General features: G+C 71.5%; 14 protein-coding genes. 5 read left to right on the top strand and 9 right to left on the bottom strand.

Going from position 1 to position 15,891, the window contains the following annotated elements:
* Nucleotides 1-37: 37 nt before the first annotated feature.
* On the bottom strand, nt 38-2,917 hold the full coding sequence (locus tag ACFWFZ_RS22425; protein ID WP_387124600.1) for a UPF0182 family protein: 2,880 nt from the start codon (nt 2,915-2,917) through the stop codon (nt 38-40).
* A 131-nt stretch (nt 2,918-3,048) separates the two neighbouring features.
* On the opposite strand from ACFWFZ_RS22425, the gene ACFWFZ_RS22420 reads away from it, so the two are divergent.
* Nucleotides 3,049-3,618, top strand: a complete 570-nt coding sequence (locus ACFWFZ_RS22420; RefSeq protein ID WP_030658785.1) for a PPA1309 family protein — start codon at nt 3,049-3,051, stop codon at nt 3,616-3,618.
* A gap of 27 nt (nt 3,619-3,645) precedes the next feature.
* On the opposite strand, the gene ACFWFZ_RS22415 is transcribed toward ACFWFZ_RS22420, so the two are convergent.
* The 4 genes from ACFWFZ_RS22415 to ACFWFZ_RS22400 all read right to left on the bottom strand — a co-directional run bounded on the left by ACFWFZ_RS22415 (nt 3,646) and on the right by ACFWFZ_RS22400 (nt 7,018).
* Complete coding sequence (locus tag ACFWFZ_RS22415; protein WP_387124559.1) at nt 3,646-4,737, bottom strand: PDZ domain-containing protein; 1,092 nt, start codon at nt 4,735-4,737, stop codon at nt 3,646-3,648.
* Between the two features lie 85 nt (nt 4,738-4,822).
* Nucleotides 4,823-5,038, bottom strand: coding sequence for a hypothetical protein (locus ACFWFZ_RS22410; RefSeq protein ID WP_387124558.1), 216 nt, complete (start codon nt 5,036-5,038; stop codon nt 4,823-4,825).
* 226 nt (nt 5,039-5,264) lie between these two features.
* Nucleotides 5,265-5,726: a molybdenum cofactor biosynthesis protein MoaE gene (locus ACFWFZ_RS22405; protein ID WP_387124557.1), complete on the bottom strand. Its 462-nt coding sequence runs from the start codon at nt 5,724-5,726 to the stop codon at nt 5,265-5,267.
* 113 nt (nt 5,727-5,839) lie between these two features.
* Nucleotides 5,840-7,018 carry an SDR family oxidoreductase gene (locus ACFWFZ_RS22400; RefSeq protein ID WP_387124556.1) on the bottom strand — a complete coding sequence of 393 codons (1,179 nt, stop codon included), beginning with the start codon at nt 7,016-7,018 and terminating at the stop codon, nt 5,840-5,842.
* Nucleotides 7,019-7,212: 194 nt separating this feature from the next.
* Between ACFWFZ_RS22400 and ACFWFZ_RS22395 the strand changes: the two genes are divergently transcribed.
* Both ACFWFZ_RS22395 and ACFWFZ_RS22390 read left to right on the top strand, forming a co-directional pair.
* A complete protein-coding gene (locus ACFWFZ_RS22395) occupies nt 7,213-8,631 on the top strand; it encodes a zinc-dependent metalloprotease (protein ID WP_387124555.1) in 1,419 nt (472 codons plus the stop codon).
* Nucleotides 8,628-9,164, top strand: coding sequence for an NUDIX hydrolase (locus tag ACFWFZ_RS22390; RefSeq protein WP_387124554.1), 537 nt, complete (start codon nt 8,628-8,630; stop codon nt 9,162-9,164). The genes ACFWFZ_RS22395 and ACFWFZ_RS22390 overlap by 4 nt, the downstream gene beginning before the upstream one ends.
* A 71-nt stretch (nt 9,165-9,235) precedes the next feature.
* Here ACFWFZ_RS22390 and ACFWFZ_RS22385 read toward each other — a convergent pair whose 3' ends face one another.
* The 4 genes from ACFWFZ_RS22385 to ACFWFZ_RS22370 all read right to left on the bottom strand — a co-directional run bounded on the left by ACFWFZ_RS22385 (nt 9,236) and on the right by ACFWFZ_RS22370 (nt 13,086).
* Nucleotides 9,236-9,991: an AIM24 family protein gene (locus tag ACFWFZ_RS22385; RefSeq protein WP_387124553.1), complete on the bottom strand. Its 756-nt coding sequence runs from the start codon at nt 9,989-9,991 to the stop codon at nt 9,236-9,238.
* Nucleotides 9,992-10,008: 17 nt separating this feature from the next.
* The gene (locus ACFWFZ_RS22380) at nt 10,009-10,689 is read right to left on the bottom strand and encodes an AIM24 family protein (protein WP_387124599.1); all 681 of its coding nucleotides are present in this window, start codon (nt 10,687-10,689) and stop codon (nt 10,009-10,011) included.
* A 20-nt stretch (nt 10,690-10,709) separates the two neighbouring features.
* Nucleotides 10,710-12,383: a TerD family protein gene (locus ACFWFZ_RS22375; protein ID WP_387124552.1), complete on the bottom strand. Its 1,674-nt coding sequence runs from the start codon at nt 12,381-12,383 to the stop codon at nt 10,710-10,712.
* Between the two features lie 163 nt (nt 12,384-12,546).
* A complete protein-coding gene (locus ACFWFZ_RS22370) occupies nt 12,547-13,086 on the bottom strand; it encodes a M48 family metallopeptidase (RefSeq protein WP_387124551.1) in 540 nt (179 codons plus the stop codon).
* A 241-nt stretch (nt 13,087-13,327) separates the two neighbouring features.
* Here ACFWFZ_RS22370 and ACFWFZ_RS22365 point away from each other — a divergent pair, with 241 nt between their 5' ends.
* Nucleotides 13,328-14,482 (top strand): TOMM precursor leader peptide-binding protein, encoded by a 1,155-nt coding sequence (locus tag ACFWFZ_RS22365; protein WP_387124550.1) that lies wholly within the window; start codon nt 13,328-13,330, stop codon nt 14,480-14,482.
* A gap of 73 nt (nt 14,483-14,555) precedes the next feature.
* On the top strand, nt 14,556-15,884 hold the full coding sequence (locus tag ACFWFZ_RS22360) for an ABC1 kinase family protein (protein ID WP_387124549.1): 1,329 nt from the start codon (nt 14,556-14,558) through the stop codon (nt 15,882-15,884).
* Nucleotides 15,885-15,891 lie beyond the last annotated feature (7 nt).

The raw sequence follows: 15,891 nt of genomic DNA, 5'->3' as shown, positions 1-15,891 counted from the left end.
TATCACGACGCGGGACGGAGCCTTCACGCATTGATCATCAGCCGCCCGACGGAGGGGGCGTGGCTTTCGCCTCGGCCTCGATCGCCCGCTTCAGCGCGGCCTTGATCTCGTCCTGGGCCTTGCCGTAGGCCGCCCAGTCGCCGGACTGCCGGGCCTTCTCGGCGTCCTCGATGGCCTTCTGCGCGTCGGCGAGGGCCGCCTTGACCGTCGGGTCCTGGTTGGTCGGGGGCGTGACGGTGCCCTCGCCCGGCGGCTGCGCCGGCGGCACCGGCGTGGTCGGGGCCTCGGCTCCGAAGACCACGTTCAGCGCCTTCTCAAGGGTGTCCTCGAAGGCCGTCTGGCCGCCGTAGGTCACCAGCACCTTGCGCAGCAGCGGGTACTTCAGGCCGGAGCTGCGGACGTAGACCGGCTCGACGTAGAGCATCCCGCCGTCGAGCGGCACCGCGAGCAGGTTGCCGTACTCGATCTCGGAGTCGCCACCGCGCAGCAGGCGGATGGACTCGGCGATCTTCGGTTCGGACTGGAACTTGCTCTGCACCTGTCCGGGGCCGTCCGGCGGCTTGCTGGTCGGCATCTTCAGGATTCTGATCTTGCCGTAGTCCGGGGTGCCCGGATCGGCGTTGACCGCCATGAAGGCGCTCAGGTTGGGCCGCTCGTTCGGCGTGAAGGTCGACGTGAGCGAGAAGACCTGATCCTTCTCCTTCTGGCCCGGCATCTTCATCGACAGGTAGTACGGCGGAACCGCCGTGCCGGCCTTGGTCGTCGGGTCGTCCGGGACGGCCCAGGCCTCACTGCCGCTGAGGAAGGTCTGCGGGTCGGTGACGTGGTACCGGGTCAGCAGCTCGCGCTGGACCTTGAAGAGGTCCTGCGGGTAGCGGAGGTGGTCCATGAGCGGCTTGTCGATCTCGCTCTTGGGCTTCACCGTGCCCGGGAACGCCTTCATCCAGGTCTTCAGGACCGGGTCCTGGGTGTCCCACTGGTACAGGTCGACCGAGCCGTCGTAGGCGTCGACGGTGGCCTTCACCGAGTTGCGGATGTAGTTGACCTGGTTCTCCTGGGCGACCACCGCGCGCTGGCTGTTGGTCAGCGAGTCCGCGGTGCTCTGGCCCAGCGTGGTGCGCGAGGCGTACGGGTAGCCGTTGGTCGTCGTGTACGCGTCGACGATCCACTTGATCCGGCCGTCGATCACGGCCGGGTAGGGCGCGCCGTCGATCGTCAGCCACGGCGCGACGGCCTCGACGCGATCCTTGGGCGTGCGGTTGTAGAGGATCCGCGAGCCGTCGCCGATGGCGCCCGAGTAGAGGATCTGCGGCTCGCTGAAGGTCAGCGCGTAGGCGGCCCGGTTGACCGGGTTGTCCAGGTTGACGCCGGAGTTGCCCTGGTAGCTGGTCTCCTTCTCGCCCTTGTCGTCGGAGTAGTCGAGCTCCTTCTGCGGACCGCCGACGATCGAGTACTGCTTCGTCTGCTCGCCGTAGTAGATGCGCTGCTCGAAGTCCGTGCCGAACATCCCCTTGGAGGGGAGGTCGGACTGGGTGAAGTCGGGGGCGCCCTGGTTCCCGACCGTGGTGCCCTTGGCCGCGACCACGCCGTAGCCGTGCGTGTACTTGAAGTGGTCGTTGATCCAGTTGTTCTTCGGGATGCCGCCGATGTTCAGCTCGCGCAGCCCGATCACCGTGTCCTGGCCGCTGTACCGGTCGACGGCGAGCGTGGACGGGAACGCGTAGTAGCCCTTGACCTGCTGGAGCTGCTGGAAGGCCGGCGAGACGATGTTGGGGTCGAGGAGCCGGATGCTGGCCGTGGTGTCGGCCATCGACCGCACCTTGGTCAGGTCCTCCGTCTGCGGGGACCCCGGATAGTCGGCGACCTCGGAGCCGGCGATCCCGTAGGCGTCACGCGTCGCCTTGATGTTCTTCTGGACGTACGGGGATTCCTTGGCCTGCTCGTTCGGCTGGACCTGGAACTTCTGCACGATCGCCGGGTAGAGCCCGCCGATCAGGATCGCGGAGAGCACCATCAGGCCGAAGCCGATCACCGGCAGCTGCCAGGTGCGGCGCCACAGCGTCGCGAAGAACAGCACGGCGCAGATCGCGGCGATGGCCACGAGGATCGTCTTCGCCGGCAGGTAGGCGTTGGCGTCGACGTAGCGCAGGCCGGTCCAGTTGTCAGCGGCCTTGAAGTCGCTGGACTTCACGGCGAGCCCGTAGCGGTCGAGCCAGTACGCGACCGCCTTGAGCGTCACGAAGAGACCGAGCAGCACCGAGAGGTGCCCGGTCGCGGCGGCGGTGGCCCGGGCGCCCGGGCTGGTCACGCGCAGTCCGCCGTAGAGGTAGTGCACGACGGTCGCGGCGATCACCGACAGGACCACGGCGGCGAAGCCGAAGCCGAGCAGGAAGCGGTACCAGGGCAGGTCGAAGGTGTAGAAGGACACGTCCATGTGGAACTGGGGGTCCTTCGTGCCGAAGGGCACCCCGTTCACGTACATGAGCCAGGTCTTCCACTGACCCGCCGCCGAGGCTCCGGCGATCAGGCCGACGAGCACCGAGATGCCCAGGAGCAGCCACTTCTTGTACGGGGCGATGCTCATCCGGTAGCGGTCGAGGCTCTGCTGCTCCATCGACATCGCGCTGAGCGGCGGCCGCAGCCGGTGCGCCAGCCAGATGTTCAGCCCGACCGCACCCGTCATCAGCAGGCCGAAGACGGCGAAGAGGCCGATCTTGGTCCACAGCGTGGTGGTGAAGACCGTGGAGTACTTCACGGAGCGGAACCAGAGCCAGTCCGTCCAGAAACCGGCGAACATGATGAAGAGCATGCCCAGGACGGCCAGCACGCCCAAAGTCATAAGGAGAGTACGTGCACGCCGGGAGGGGCGTCCGACTCTCATCCGTGGCCCGGAAGGGCCTCCGCCGCGGTCCGGCATCTGGAAAGCCAAGGTGCGCACCTCGAAAGTCGCTGAGTACTGGTATTGAACGGACCCCCGATCGTAGAGCCCATTCATGCAACTTACTCAGGCCCCGGTCAGTTCCCGGTATGCGGCGGAAAGGAGGCAGGATGTTGTCCATGTCCAACGTTTCGCCTTCCCCCGGCACTCCCATGGCGGCCAGCCCGCTGACCCGCGCCTGTCTCGAGATCGACGAGTACGCGGCAGGCCTCGGCTGGGACAAGCCCGCGCGGCTGTTCGCGCTGGTCGACACCGCCCGGCTCAAGAAGCAGGAGCCGCGCCTGGCCTCGCAGCTCGGCCTCGACCAGGACGACGCCGGAAAGAGCTCCCTCACCCCGATCGAGCAGGACACCGTCCCCTCCGGGACCCCGCTCGACAAGTTCCTGGGCACCATCGCCTGGCCCGACGCCGTCGTCGGGTGCGCGCTGACCGTCGAGCGCCTGATGCTGCCGCCGTCCGCGGAGGCCTCCGTACCGGAGGGGCTGAGCGACAAGCAGCTGGCGAAGTGGGTCGCCGGGCACCCTGAGCGGCAGGAGGTCCGCATCACGGTGGCCGTGCTGCGCGACGGCTCGCGCGAGTCGGCCGTACGGCTGCGTGAGAAGGACTCCTCGACGGAGGTCCTCACCGGCGGGGGCCTGGTGCCCGGCCTGGCCGAGGCCCTGGCCGCGACCTTCGCCTAGTAGGTCCTGGCCCGGGAGGCGGACCGGTCAGGGCTTGGCGCTGCACTGCGGCAGCCCGGCCGGGTCCCCCTTGCTGATCTTCTGCAGCGACTTCATGGCGTCGTCGATGGTGGAGACCTTCACCAGCGTCAGCCCGTCGGGCACGTTGGAGGCGGCGGAGGCGCAGTTGTCGGCGGGCGTCAGGAAGTACTCGGCGCCGGCCTTGCGGGCGCCTATGGTCTTCATCTGGATGCCACCGATCGGACCGACCTTGCCGGCGTCGTCGATGGTGCCGGTGCCCGCGACGAACTTCCCGCCGGTCAGGTCGTCCGGGGTGAGCTTGTCGACGATGCCGAGGGCGAACATCAGCCCGGCGCTCGGGCCGCCGACATCGGCGAGCTTGATGTCGATCGCGAACGGGAAGGTGTGGTCGCTGCCGGCCCGGATGCCGACGATGGCACGGCCGTCGCCCTCCGCCTTGCCCGCGGTGATCGTGACCTTGGAGGTGCCGGCGGGCTCGCGGCCGGCCTTCGCCGCCGCCGCGGAGTCGGCCGCGGGCACGATGGTGAACTCGACCGGTTCGCCGGGCTTGTGCTTGGTGACGAGCTTGGCCACGTCCTCGGGGGCGGTGACAGGAGCGCCGTCGACGGCCTTGACCACGTCACCGGCGTGCAGCTTGCCCTCGGAGGGGCTGTCCTTGACGACCGTGGAGACGATCACGCGGGCGGTGACCGGGATGCCGAGCTGCTTGAGGGCCGCGACCTTGGCGCTCTGCTGCGACTGGCTGAACTCCTCGGCGTTCTCCTGGGTGGACTCCGCGTCGGTCTTGCCGTTCGGGTAGAGGTTCTCGTGCGGGACGACGATGTTGTCGCCGGCCAGCCAGCCGTAGACGGCCTCCACCAGGTTCATCTCGTAGTCGGCGCCCGTGACGCGGACCGTCGTCATGTTGAGGTGGCCGCCGGCCGGGTACGTCTTGCGTCCCGAGATGTTCAGAACGGGCTCGCCGTGCGAGTCCCCGAGCGTGTTCACGGTCGGGCCGGGGCTCATCTCGGAATACGGGACCTTGATGAACACTCCTGCGCAGAGCAGCGCGAACAGCACCAGGGTGGAGGCGAGCATCGTCGCGGTGCGGCGTGGCATGGATCCGACAGTACGGGACGGGCCCGCCGAGCGGCCCTCGGGGCCGGTCCGTACGGGGTTCGTGCGCGAAACTCTCAGCGGAATCTCAGACGGAGTCGGAGGTGGAGGCCGCCTCGGCCTTCGCCCTCATCTGATCGGCACGGCCGAGACCCCGGCCGTTGCCCATCGCCTCACGGAACCGTGCGTAGCCCGCGAGCTCGGATATGTCGCCTTGCGTGCGGTCCCGTGCCGCCCAGCTGCCCCATATCGCCGCGCCGATCGCGGCGAACAGCGGAATCAGCAACCACGCCAGAGATGCCATGGGCGTGCCTCCCTACCCCGAAGTGCGTTTCGTTGGTGGCTTCAACGCTCGTGCCCGTGGGGGGGTTACGCAAATCGAGGGCGTGTTGCGCGGCCGAACGGGTGTGAGGCTACCCGTCGGCCGCCGCCGCTCCGCGGCCGGGGTCAGCTGCTCGGCGCCGGGGCGCCGCCCAGGCTGCGGGCGACTGCGGCGGACTCCGTCCGCCGAGCTGCCCGGTCCGGTGGCGTCAGCAGGCGCCGACCCACTCCTCGGAGCCGTCGGAGAAGGTCTGGTGCTTCCAGATCGGGACCTCGTGCTTGAGGTCGTCGATCAGCATGCGGCACGCCTCGAAGGCCTCCCCGCGGTGCGGGCAGGAGACGGCCACGACCACGGCCAGGTCGCCGACGGCGAGGTCGCCCACGCGGTGCACGGCGGCCAGGGCGCGGACCGGGTACTTGGCCACGACGCGCTCGGCGACCCGGCGCATCTCGGCCTCGGCCGTCGGGTGGCAGGAATAGCCGAGCGAATCGACGTCCGCCCCGCCGTCGTGGTTGCGCACCGTGCCGACGAACAGCGTCGTCCCGCCCGTGGCGTCGTCGCCGACGGCCCGGAAGACCTCGTCGATCGAGAGCGGGGTGTCACGGATTGCGAGCAGCCGGACGGGGTCCTGGGCGGCCTGCTCGCCGGGGTGGTCGAAGTGCGGTGCCATACCGTCCATCGTGCCCTAGCCGCTGACGGGGCGAAATAGCTGATTCGCCCGGCCCGCGTCCCCCGCCTTGGGAGCCTCCTACAGGATCCGGCCGCCCCGGAACACGGCCCGGCTCAGATCCCGCGCCGCTTCCGGGCGAGGCGGACCGCGGCGGCGGCGCCCAGCAGGGCGACCGTCGCGCCCGCCGCACCCGCGGCCGTGGCGGCGTCCCTGCGGCCGAGCCGGCGGCCGGCGACCGTGTGGCGGCCCGCGACCTCCTGGAGGAGTTCGGCGAGGACCTCCTCGTTGGTCCAGCGCGGCCGCCAGCCCGCCGCGTGCAGCCCGCTGACGCTCACCACCCAGGGGTGCATCGTGTATGCGAGGTCGCCGGCCGGGGACGGGGTCAGGCCGATGCGGTGCAGGCGGGCCGCGGCGCCCAGCGCCACCGCCGAGGGCAGCTCCATGCGGCGGATGCCGCTCAGCTCCTCGACCTCCTCCTGCTCCAGCCATCCCTCGCAGCCCACGGCCAGCTCGCCCTCGACCTTTTCCAGGGCCGCGTACTCCAGGGCGCTGACCAGGTCCTCCACGTGGCAGAACTGCCAGGTGGGGCGGGAGCCGGCGACCACGAGCAGGCGCGGGGACTCGAAATACCGGGTCAGGGCGGTGTCGGTGCCGCCGACCAGGACCGCGGGGCGGACCACGGTGACGTTCAGGCCGGGGTGGGCCCGGGGGGCCCGGCGGCCGAGCCGCTCGATCTCCAGCAGGTCGCCGACGCCGGTCGCCTCGGCGGTCGCCCGCAGCTCGGAGTCCTCCGACAGCGGGATGTCGTTGTCGGGCAGGGCTCCGTAGACCATCGCGGAGGTGCAGAGCACGACCCGGTGCACACCGGCCGCGGCGGCCGCCGTGAGGACGGTCTGGGTCCCGCGCACGTTGTACGCCGTGCGGGCCGCGGGGTCCGTCTCCAGGTCGAGGTCGAGGGCGAGGTGGACCACGACGTCCGCCCCGCGCAGCTTCTCGGCGATCGCGGGGTCCCGTACGTCGAGGACGTGCCACTGCGCGGCCGCACAGTCCCCGCGCCGCTCGTCGATGGCGACGACCTGCTTGACCTCCTCGGAGGCGGCCAGACGGCTCACGAGGGCCGCGCCGACGCCCGTGGCGGCGCCGGTCACGGCGATCACGGGGCTGGGCCGGCGGGGGCCGTCGGGGTTTCGCGGCTGGCGAACGCCGGGGGCGCCGTCGCCCTGTTCGGGACGGTCTTCGTCCTGCGTCGCGCGGCTGCGCTTATCCGAAACGTGCGGATCTGGGGAACTCACCGGGCGTCTCCAGCGGTTGTCTTCAGTAGGGACGCGCCGTGACGCGTACCCCACCAGGTGATGTCCATCCTGCCGCAGCCCAGGAGCCGGCGGAGCACCGAGCCCGGATGCGGGCTCCGGTGTCTACGCTGGGTGGTGATGTCTGACCGTTGCCCGCCGGCGCCCGCCGGCGGCCCTACGAGCCGAGGAAACCCGTGAGCGACACCCCATTCGGATTCGGCCTTCCGCCCGAGGAGCCGGACAACGGCGACGAAGGCAGGAAGAAGGGCGGTCAGGGCGGTCAGGGCGGCCCCGCGAATCCCTTCGGGTTCCCGGGCATGGGGCTGCCGGGCGCCGGTGGCCCCGGCGGCGCGGACAATCCGTTCGCCGCGATGTTCGGTTCGATGAACCCGAACGACCTCGGTGCGGCCTTCCAGCAGCTCGGCCAGATGCTCAGCTACGAGGGCGGTCCCGTGAACTGGGACATGGCCAAGAACATCGCCCGCCAGACCGTCGCGCAGGGCACGGCGGACGGTGTGAAGGACACCAGCGTCGGCATCGCGGAGAAGTCTGCCGTCGAGGAGGCCGTGCGCCTGGCCGACCACTGGCTGGACGGCGTGACCTCACTGCCCTCGGGTGCCACCACGGCCGTGGCGTGGAGCCGCGCCGAGTGGGTGGAGGCCACCCTCCCGGTGTGGAAGGAGCTCGTGGACCCGGTCGCCGAGCGCGTCGGCGCGGCCATGGGCGGTGTCCTGCCCGAAGAGATGCAGGCCATGGCGGGCCCGCTGCTCGGCATGATGCGTTCCATGGGCGGCGCCATGTTCGGCCAGCAGATCGGCCAGGCCGTGGGCACCCTCGCGGGCGAGGTCGTCGGCTCGACCGACATCGGCCTGCCCCTGGGCCCGGCGGGGAAGGCCGCGCTGCTCCCGCTCAACATCGCGGGCTTCGGCAAGGACCTGGGCGTCCCCTCGGACGAGGTGCGGCTGTACCTGGCGCTGCGCGAGGCGGCCCATGCCCGGCTGTTCGCGCACGTCCCGTGGCTGCGCTCGCACCTGTTCGGAGCCGTGGAGGGCTACGCCCGCGGCATCAAGGTGGACACCTCGAAGCTGGAGGACGTGGTCGGGCAGCTGGACCCGTCCAACCCGGAGCAGCTCCAGGAGGCACTCCAGGGCGGCATGTTCCAGCCGCAGGACACCCCCGAGCAGAAGGCGGCCCTGGCCCGTCTGGAGACGGCGCTCGCGCTGGTCGAGGGCTGGGTCGACGCGGTGGTGCACGAGGCCGCCAAGCCGCGGCTGACCTCGGCGGACGCCATGCGCGAGACCATGCGCCGTCGGCGCGCCTCGGGCGGCCCGGCGGAGCAGACCTTCGCGACGCTGATCGGCCTGGAGCTGCGTCCGCGCAGGCTGCGGGACGCCTCGCGCCTGTGGGCCTCGCTCACCGACGCGCGCGGTGTGGACGGGCGCGACGGGCTGTGGGAGCACCCGGACATGCTGCCGACGGCTTCCGACCTGGACGACCCGGACGGTTTTGTGCACCGCGAGCAGCTGGACTTCTCCGAGATCGACAAGATGCTCGGCGAGGCCGCCGAGAAGCGTGGGCAGCAGGGCGACGACGAAGGCGACGACACGAAGTGAGCCTGCACGACGACGCGGCCTCGGTCCTGAAGGGCTACGAGGACCAGGCCGAGCTGCGCGATCTGTACCTGGAGCACCTGGCCTCCCACCCGGACGGGGTCTACAAGCCCTGCGAGGCGGGCCACCTCACGGCCAGCGCGCTCGTGATCGACCCGGTGCGGGAGCGCGTACTGCTGACCCTGCACAAGAAGCTGGGCATGTGGCTGCAGATGGGCGGGCACTGCGAGGACGGTGACGCGACGCTGGCGGAGGTGGCGCTGCGCGAGGGCCGCGAGGAGTCGGGCATCGAGCAGGGGCTGACCCTGCTGCCCGGCGGCCCGGTGCGCCTGGACCGGCATCCCATCCCGGCACCGTGCAACTGGCACCTGGACGTGCAGTATGCGGCGCTGGCCCCGGCCGGGGCCGTGGCGGAGATCAGCGACGAGTCCCTCGACCTGCGCTGGTTCCCGTACGAGGAGGTGGCCTCGGTGGCCGACACCTCGGTCGTCCTGCTGCTGGAGGCGACTCTGGCGCGGCTCGCCGCTGCGGGCTGAGGCAGCGGGCTGCCCCGAGGGGCATGGCTCAAGGGGCGGTCCCTGGCGGGCCGCCCCTTCGCCGTCCCGGATCAGTTCCAGGCGTTGTTCTGGTTCTGGGCGTGGGCGCCCTGCTGGCCCATGCCGAACTGCGCGGCGACGCCCTGTCCGACCTGGGCGTTCTGCGGAGGCAGCGCCTCGCTGGGCTGCACCAGCGCGATGCCGGTGCCGAGGAAGCTCAGCTCCCAGCCCTCGCCGGTGTTGCCGCGCCGCCGCCAGACGCCGCTGGAGTGCGTCTGGGCCTGCATCTGCACCCTCAGCGAGGTGGACCAGGCGACGATGGCGTCCGCGTCGACGTTGACGTACTTGTCGGGCGTGACGTGCATCATCAGCGGCTGCCCGGAGGTCATCAGGGCGACCTTGCCGCGGCCGGAGATGTTGAGCTGGTACTTGCCGGAACCGGAGATTCCGTACTGGCTGTCCACCGCGATGACCTCGGTGTGCAGGGTGGAGTCCAGGGCCAGGACGTAGCTGCTGTCGACCGTGAGGCCCTCATGGTCCACGTCCACGACGTGGACGTACTGGGCCAGGTTGGCGAGGTAGACCGTGCCCTGCCCGGAGCAGCGCATGAGGTCCAGGCCCTCGCCGGTGCGGCGGCGGGCGCCCCGCTGGCTGCTGCTCTGGTACTCGCCGTCGAAGTCGACGATCCCCTGGTAGGCGACCATCGCGCCCTTGCGGGCGAGTACGTCGTCGGAGCCCGTCAGCGAGACCCGCAGCAGCTGCGGGTTCTGGACGGTGTACCGGTCCTGGGACTGCGCCTCGGCGTAGGCGAAAAGTGCGCTCTGCATGATGTGTCCGCTCCCCCTCAGCCCCGGGCCCGGAGCCGGTCGGTGCTGTCCTCGCTGGGCTGCACCACGACGATGCCCTGACCGGAGAAGGCCATCTGGTAGGCCTCCCCACTGCCCCGGCCGAGCATCGACGAGGCCTTGAAGCTGCGCTTGCCCTTGACCTTCAGGTTCGGCGACCAGGCGACGAGCGCGTCGGGGTCGACGTACGTCTCGTCCTCGCCGCGGCCGCAGTCGACCACGATCGGGGTGCCGCGCGAGGTCAGGGCGACCCAGCCGGTGCCCGCGACCTGGACGTTGAACAGGCCCTGCCCGGCGAACTTCGCCAGGCCCTTGACCCGCTCGACGCCCCACTGGAGGTGCGCGTCGAAGGCGAGCAGGTTGGTGCCGTTGACCGACAGCGAGTCGTTGTCGAGGTTGATGACGACGACGTCGGCGCCGTAGTCGGCGAGGTACAGGAGGCCGTCGCCGGTGCACTTCATCAGGGGTGCGCCCTCGCCCGTGACCCACTGCGAGGCCATCTGGCGGACGGCCGGCGGGTTGGGCTCGTACTGCACGAAGCCCTCGTAGGCGACCATCGAGCCGGTGCGGGCGAAGAGGTCCTGGCCGCTCTGCATGGCGACCTTGAGCATGGACCGCCCGTGGTTCTCCATGCGGGCCGTGACGGGGGTCGGGGCGAAGCCCGCGAGCTGCTGGTTCATTGCGTTCATGTCGGGCTCCCTCAGACCTCGTACGGCTGGACGACGATGAAGTTGCCGGGGGCGCCGCGGAACTGGAGGTTCACGGTCTCCCCGCTGTGGCCGGGGTAGGCGTTGCGCCGCAGTCGGACCTGGCTGGAGATGATCACCTGCGAGGCGGCCGACCACGCCACGATGGCGTTGCTGTCCGCGAAGGTGGTCGGGGTGACGGGCAGCACGACCGGGACGCCGTGGGTCTTGACGATCACCGTGCCGGTTCCCTGGAACTGCATGGTGAACAGGGCGCCGCCGGGGATGCCGTGGCCCTCGATCCGGCGGACCTCGTGCTGGAGGGACTCGTCGAAGGCGAGGACGTTCTCCGCGGAGACGCAGATGGCGTCGCCCTGGAGCTCGATGGCGTGCAGGTGCGCGCCGTTCTCCGCGAGGAAGACCTGGCCGCGGCCGGTGCAGCGCATGAGCTGCATCTCCTGGCCGGTGGCGTTGCCGACGATGCGGCCGGCGAATCCGGCGCCCTTGTAGCTGAAGTCGACCTTGCCCTGGTACAGGACCATGCTGCCCTGGCGGGCGAGGACGGCCTGGCCGCCCATCGACAAATCGACCCGCATGAGCTGCTGGTTCTGCGAAGTCCAGCGGGAGCCGGTCGGGGCCTCCTTGTACGGCTGGAGGGCCGCGGCGAGACCGGCCGCGGGGGCGGCGGCCTGCGGGGCGTAGCCGGGCTGCTGGCCGGGGACCTGGCCCGGCATCTGGCCCGGGACCTGGCCCGGAACCTGGCCGTAGGAGGGCTGCTGCTGTCCGTATCCGCCGGGGGCGGGGGCGGGCGGCGGCACCTGGCCCGGGTACTGCCCGGGGACGGGAGCCTGGCCGTAGGAGGGCTGCTGCGGCGGCTGGCCGTAGGGCGCGGGGGCCTGCGGGGCCAGGGGCGCGGCCATGGTGGGCGCGGCGTGCACCGGGGCGGGGGCCGGGGGCTGCTGGTACTGCGGCGGCTGGGGAGCGGCCGGCGCGGGGGCCGGGGCGGGCGCGCCGAAGGACGGAGCGGGGGCCGGAGCCGGGGCCTGCGGGGCCGCAGCGGGGGCGGCGAAGGACGGGGCCGGAGCCGGGGCGGCCGTCTGCGGCGGCGGGGCGAAGCCGGGGGCGCCGGCCGCCGGGGCCTGCTGCTGCGGCTGCTCCTCCTCGGCGACCTCGCCGCCGAAGTTCTTCAGGAGGGCGTCGAGCCCGCCGTCGAAGCCCTGGCCGACGGCGGCGAAGCGCCACACGTCCTTCAGGTAGAAGTCGCCGAGCATGACGGCCCGCTCGGTGCTGAACTCCGCGCCGGTGAAGGCGTACCGGACGACCTCTTCGCCGCCGGCCACGATCCGGATGTGGCCCGGGCCGATCTGCGACATCTGTCCGGCGCCGTCGATGGTGGCGGTGAAGGACAGCTTGTGGATGGACGGCGGAACGCGGTCCAGGGTCACCCGGAAGGATTCCGTGTCACCGGCCTGCGGGCCGAGCAGCTGAATGGACTCTTCCGGCGACTTCGGCTGATTGAAGAAGACGAAGTAGCGGTCGTCCGAGAGCTGCTCATTGGCGTCGAGGCCGAAACAGCTGATGTCGAAGGTGAGCCCGGGGGCGGCGATCTGGACGCCTACGTACAGATCGGTGCCCGCCGTGAGATCACTGACCTTGGCCTTGTGGCCGCGTTGGAATTCCCTTGCCATACGTAACGACGTCCCCCATCCCGACTGAGCATGCGTGCCGCACAGGCTAACGGCATCTGCCGACATCCGGCCAAGCCGGTACCAAGCCGGTACACATCACGCTGTGTGACACGAGGGGCGGTGGTCCGGGTGCGGGCCTGCCCGGCCGCCCCGGCCGGCGGGGTCATTCCTCGCGGGCGGCGGGCACCTGCGGCAGGCGCTCGGCCGCCACCACGCCCTCCAGGTAGCCCCGGGCCCGCTCGGTGCGCGGGTACGCCTCCAGCAGTTCCCAGAAGCGGGGTCCGTGGCCGGGCACGAGGAGGTGGGCCAGCTCGTGCAGGAGCACGTAGTCGACGACGTACTCGGGCATGCCCTGGAGGCGGTGCGAGAGCCGGATGCTGCCTTCGGCCGGGGTGCAGGAGCCCCAGCGGGTGTTCTGGTTGGTGACCCAGCGGACCGAGCGGGGGCGGGCGCGGCCGTCGAAGTACTGCTCGGACAAACGCTCGGCGCGTTCGGTGAGTTCCGCGTCCCCGAGGGTGCGTCTGCTCTCCTGGGCGGCCAGCTTGTCGAGCATGACGCCCACCCAGCGCTTCTCCTCCGCCTCGGACATCCGGGCAGGGATGAGGACGACCGTACGGTCACCCTCGCGATAGGCGGATACGGTCCTGCGGCGGCGCGCGCTCCGGCGGACTTCGACGGCGCGCTGCGGTGGGTCGGCGGACACGCCACGACGTTACCCGGTGCCGGTGGCGTAAGTCCCGCTCGTCCGGGGTTCGAACACGGGTGGTTCGGCGCCGGTTTCCGACGCGGCACCGCTCTTCATCTCATATGCCGAATACCTCTTGCCTGTGGACAAATTCCTGCACGGATTACGGCGGACGGGCACTGTTGCCGGGAGCGGGAGATGCGGCGGTGCGATGCCGCACGGACAGGGACGGACGCGGACGGACAGGGAGGGGTCGGACATGTTTCCGAGGGTGAAGCCGGCGCTGGCGCGGGCCTGGCGGGATCTGCAGACGGTGCAGTTCGGGGTGACGCCGGCGCATGCGGTGGTGCTGGGGCCCGTGGACACGGCGACGGGCGCGCTCATCGACCGGATCGACGGGACGCGGGGGATGGAGCTGTTGCGGGCCGAGGCCGCGCGGATGGGGTTGCCGGACGGCTTGGCCGACGCCTTGGTCAGACGGCTGGCGGGGGCCGGTCTGCTCGACGACGCCTCGGCGGGCGGCCCGCGGGCGCAGGCCCTGCGCAGGCATCCGGAGACCCTGGAGCGCCTCGGCCCGGACCTGGGTTCGCTCTCGCTGGTCCACCGGGAGCCCGGCGGGGAGCTGCGGGGGATCGCCGCACGCCGGGCGATACGGGTCCGGGTGCGCGGGAGCGGCCGGGTGGGGGCCGTGATCGCGGCGGTCCTGGCGGGAGCGGGCGTGGGGCGGGTCGAGGTGCTCGACGGAGGCCGGGTGGAACCGGCGGATGTGGCGCCGGGCGGGCTGGGGAGCGCGAGCGTGGGCCGGCTGCGGGCCGAGGCCGCGGCGGGCACGGTCCGCTCCGCGGCCCCGGGTCCGGGCCCGCGGAGCGGGGAGGGGGAGGGTCCGGAGCCGGGGCTGTCCCTGGTGGTCGTCGCGCCCCGGGACGGGCTGCACGCGTGGGCTCCTGATCCGGACACCGCGGCCGACTGGGTCGCCTCGGGCATTCCGCACCTGTACGCGGGGGTGTTGGAGGGCACGGGTCTGGTGGGGCCGCTGGTGCTGCCGGGCACGACGGCGTGCGCGGGGTGCATGGAGCGCGACCGCGTGGACCAGGACGCTGCCTGGCCGAGGATGCTCGTGCAGTGGCGCTCGTCCCATCGCCGCCGCGGGAGCGCCCCCTGCGACCTGGGCCTGTCCACGGCGGTGGCCGGGCTGGCCGCGGCGCACGCGCTCGCCTTCCTCGACGGTCAGCTGCCCGCCTCCACGGGATCCCGCTGGGAGGCGGCCCTGCCCACGCTCCACTGGGAGTCCGCTCCGGTCCGCCCCCACCCCGGCTGCCCCTGCGGGGCGGCCTCGGAGTCCGCGGGGCGGCTCCAGCCGGCGGGTCGCGCCCCGGGGAGAGGATCGGGAGGGAACCCGCCGGGAGGGCCGTGACAGGATGCTCGGGGACCGAGGGTTCTGCCGAACCGCCGCTTGCGGCGCAGCTGTCTGGGATTTGGAGGGGCGCATGTCTGATCTTCCCCGGAAGGCGGTCACCCGTACCGTCAAGCTGGCCTCGTTGCCGCTCGGCATCGCGGGTCGGGTCACCTGGGGGCTGGGCAAGCGGATCGGGGGCAAGTCGGCGGAGATCGTGGCGCGCGAGCTCCAGCAGCGCACTGCCGAGCAGTTGTTCCGCACCCTGGGTGAACTGAAGGGCGGTGCGATGAAGTTCGGGCAGGCCCTGTCGGTCTTCGAGTCGGCGCTGCCCGAGGACGTCGCGGGGCCCTACCGGGCGGCGCTGACCAAGCTTCAGGAGGCAGCCCCGCCGCTGCCCGCGGCGACGGTGCATCAGGTGCTGACGGACCGTCTCGGTGCCGACTGGCGGGACCTGTTCGAGGAGTTCGAGGACAAGCCGGCCGCGGCGGCCTCGATCGGGCAGGTGCATCGGGCGGTGTGGCACGACGGCCGGCAGGTGGCGGTCAAGGTCCAGTACCCGGGGGCCGGTGAGGCGCTGCTGTCGGACCTGAAGCAGTTGGGCCGGTTCGCGGGGCTGCTGGGTCCGCTGGTCCCCGGTATGGAGATCAAGCCGCTGATCAAGGAGTTGCGCGACCGGGTGTCGGAGGAGCTCGACTACGAGCTGGAGGCCGAGGCCCAGCGGACGCACGCGGACGCCTTCGTGGACGACCCGGACGTGATCGTCCCGGACGTGGTCCACCAGGGCGACCAGGTGCTCGTGACCGAGTGGCTGGACGGGACCCCGCTGTCGGAGGTGATCGCCGACGGCAGCGAGGAGGAGCGCGACCGCGCCGGACAACTGCTGGCCCGGTTCCTCTTCTCCGGCCCCGCCCGCACGGGTCTGCTGCACGCCGACCCGCACCCGGGCAACTTCCGGCTGATACCGGGCGCGGACGACCGGATGCGGCTGGGCGTGCTGGACTTCGGCACGGTCGACCGGCTGCCCGGGGGCTGGCCCAAGCCCATCGGCAGGTCCCTGCGGATGACGCTGGACGGCGACGCCGAGGGGGTCTACGGCCACCTGTGTGCCGAGGGGTTCGTGAAGGAGTCCGTCGAGCTGGACCCGGACGCCGTGCTGGACTACCTGAAGCCGATCATCGAGCCCGCGGAGGCGGAGGAGTTCACCTTCACCCGGCCCTGGCTGCGCGGTCAGGCGGCGCGGATCGCCGATCCCCGGTCCCCCGCACACCAGTTGGGTCGGCAGATCAACCTGCCGCCTTCGTACCTGCTGATCCACCGGGTGACGCTGAGCACCATCGGGGTGCTGTGCCAGCTGGGCGCGACGGTGCGGCTGCGCGACGAACTGGACACCTGGCTGCCGGGGTTCGCCTCCGCCGAGTGAGGTTCCA

This window comes from Streptomyces sp. NPDC060232 (genome assembly GCF_042726555.1).
Lineage (GTDB): Bacteria > Actinomycetota > Actinomycetes > Streptomycetales > Streptomycetaceae > Streptomyces.
This window is presented reverse-complemented; position numbering and strand designations above follow the sequence as displayed.

Excerpts from the sequence above, each read along its gene's own strand:
- ACFWFZ_RS22405 (WP_387124557.1), bottom strand. The coding sequence starts at position 5,726 with ATGGCACCGCACTTCGACCACCCCGGCGAGCAGGCCGCCCAGGACCCC.
- ACFWFZ_RS22425 (WP_387124600.1), bottom strand. The coding sequence starts at position 2,917 with ATGCCGGACCGCGGCGGAGGCCCTTCCGGGCCACGGATGAGAGTCGGA.
- ACFWFZ_RS22415 (WP_387124559.1), bottom strand. The coding sequence starts at position 4,737 with ATGCCACGCCGCACCGCGACGATGCTCGCCTCCACCCTGGTGCTGTTC.
- ACFWFZ_RS22420 (WP_030658785.1), top strand. The coding sequence starts at position 3,049 with ATGTTGTCCATGTCCAACGTTTCGCCTTCCCCCGGCACTCCCATGGCG.
- ACFWFZ_RS22360 (WP_387124549.1), top strand. The coding sequence starts at position 14,556 with ATGTCTGATCTTCCCCGGAAGGCGGTCACCCGTACCGTCAAGCTGGCC.
- ACFWFZ_RS22365 (WP_387124550.1), top strand. The coding sequence starts at position 13,328 with ATGTTTCCGAGGGTGAAGCCGGCGCTGGCGCGGGCCTGGCGGGATCTG.
- ACFWFZ_RS22410 (WP_387124558.1), bottom strand. The coding sequence starts at position 5,038 with ATGGCATCTCTGGCGTGGTTGCTGATTCCGCTGTTCGCCGCGATCGGC.
- ACFWFZ_RS22385 (WP_387124553.1), bottom strand. The coding sequence starts at position 9,991 with ATGCAGAGCGCACTTTTCGCCTACGCCGAGGCGCAGTCCCAGGACCGG.
- ACFWFZ_RS22375 (WP_387124552.1), bottom strand. The coding sequence starts at position 12,383 with ATGGCAAGGGAATTCCAACGCGGCCACAAGGCCAAGGTCAGTGATCTC.
- ACFWFZ_RS22380 (WP_387124599.1), bottom strand. The coding sequence starts at position 10,689 with ATGAACCAGCAGCTCGCGGGCTTCGCCCCGACCCCCGTCACGGCCCGC.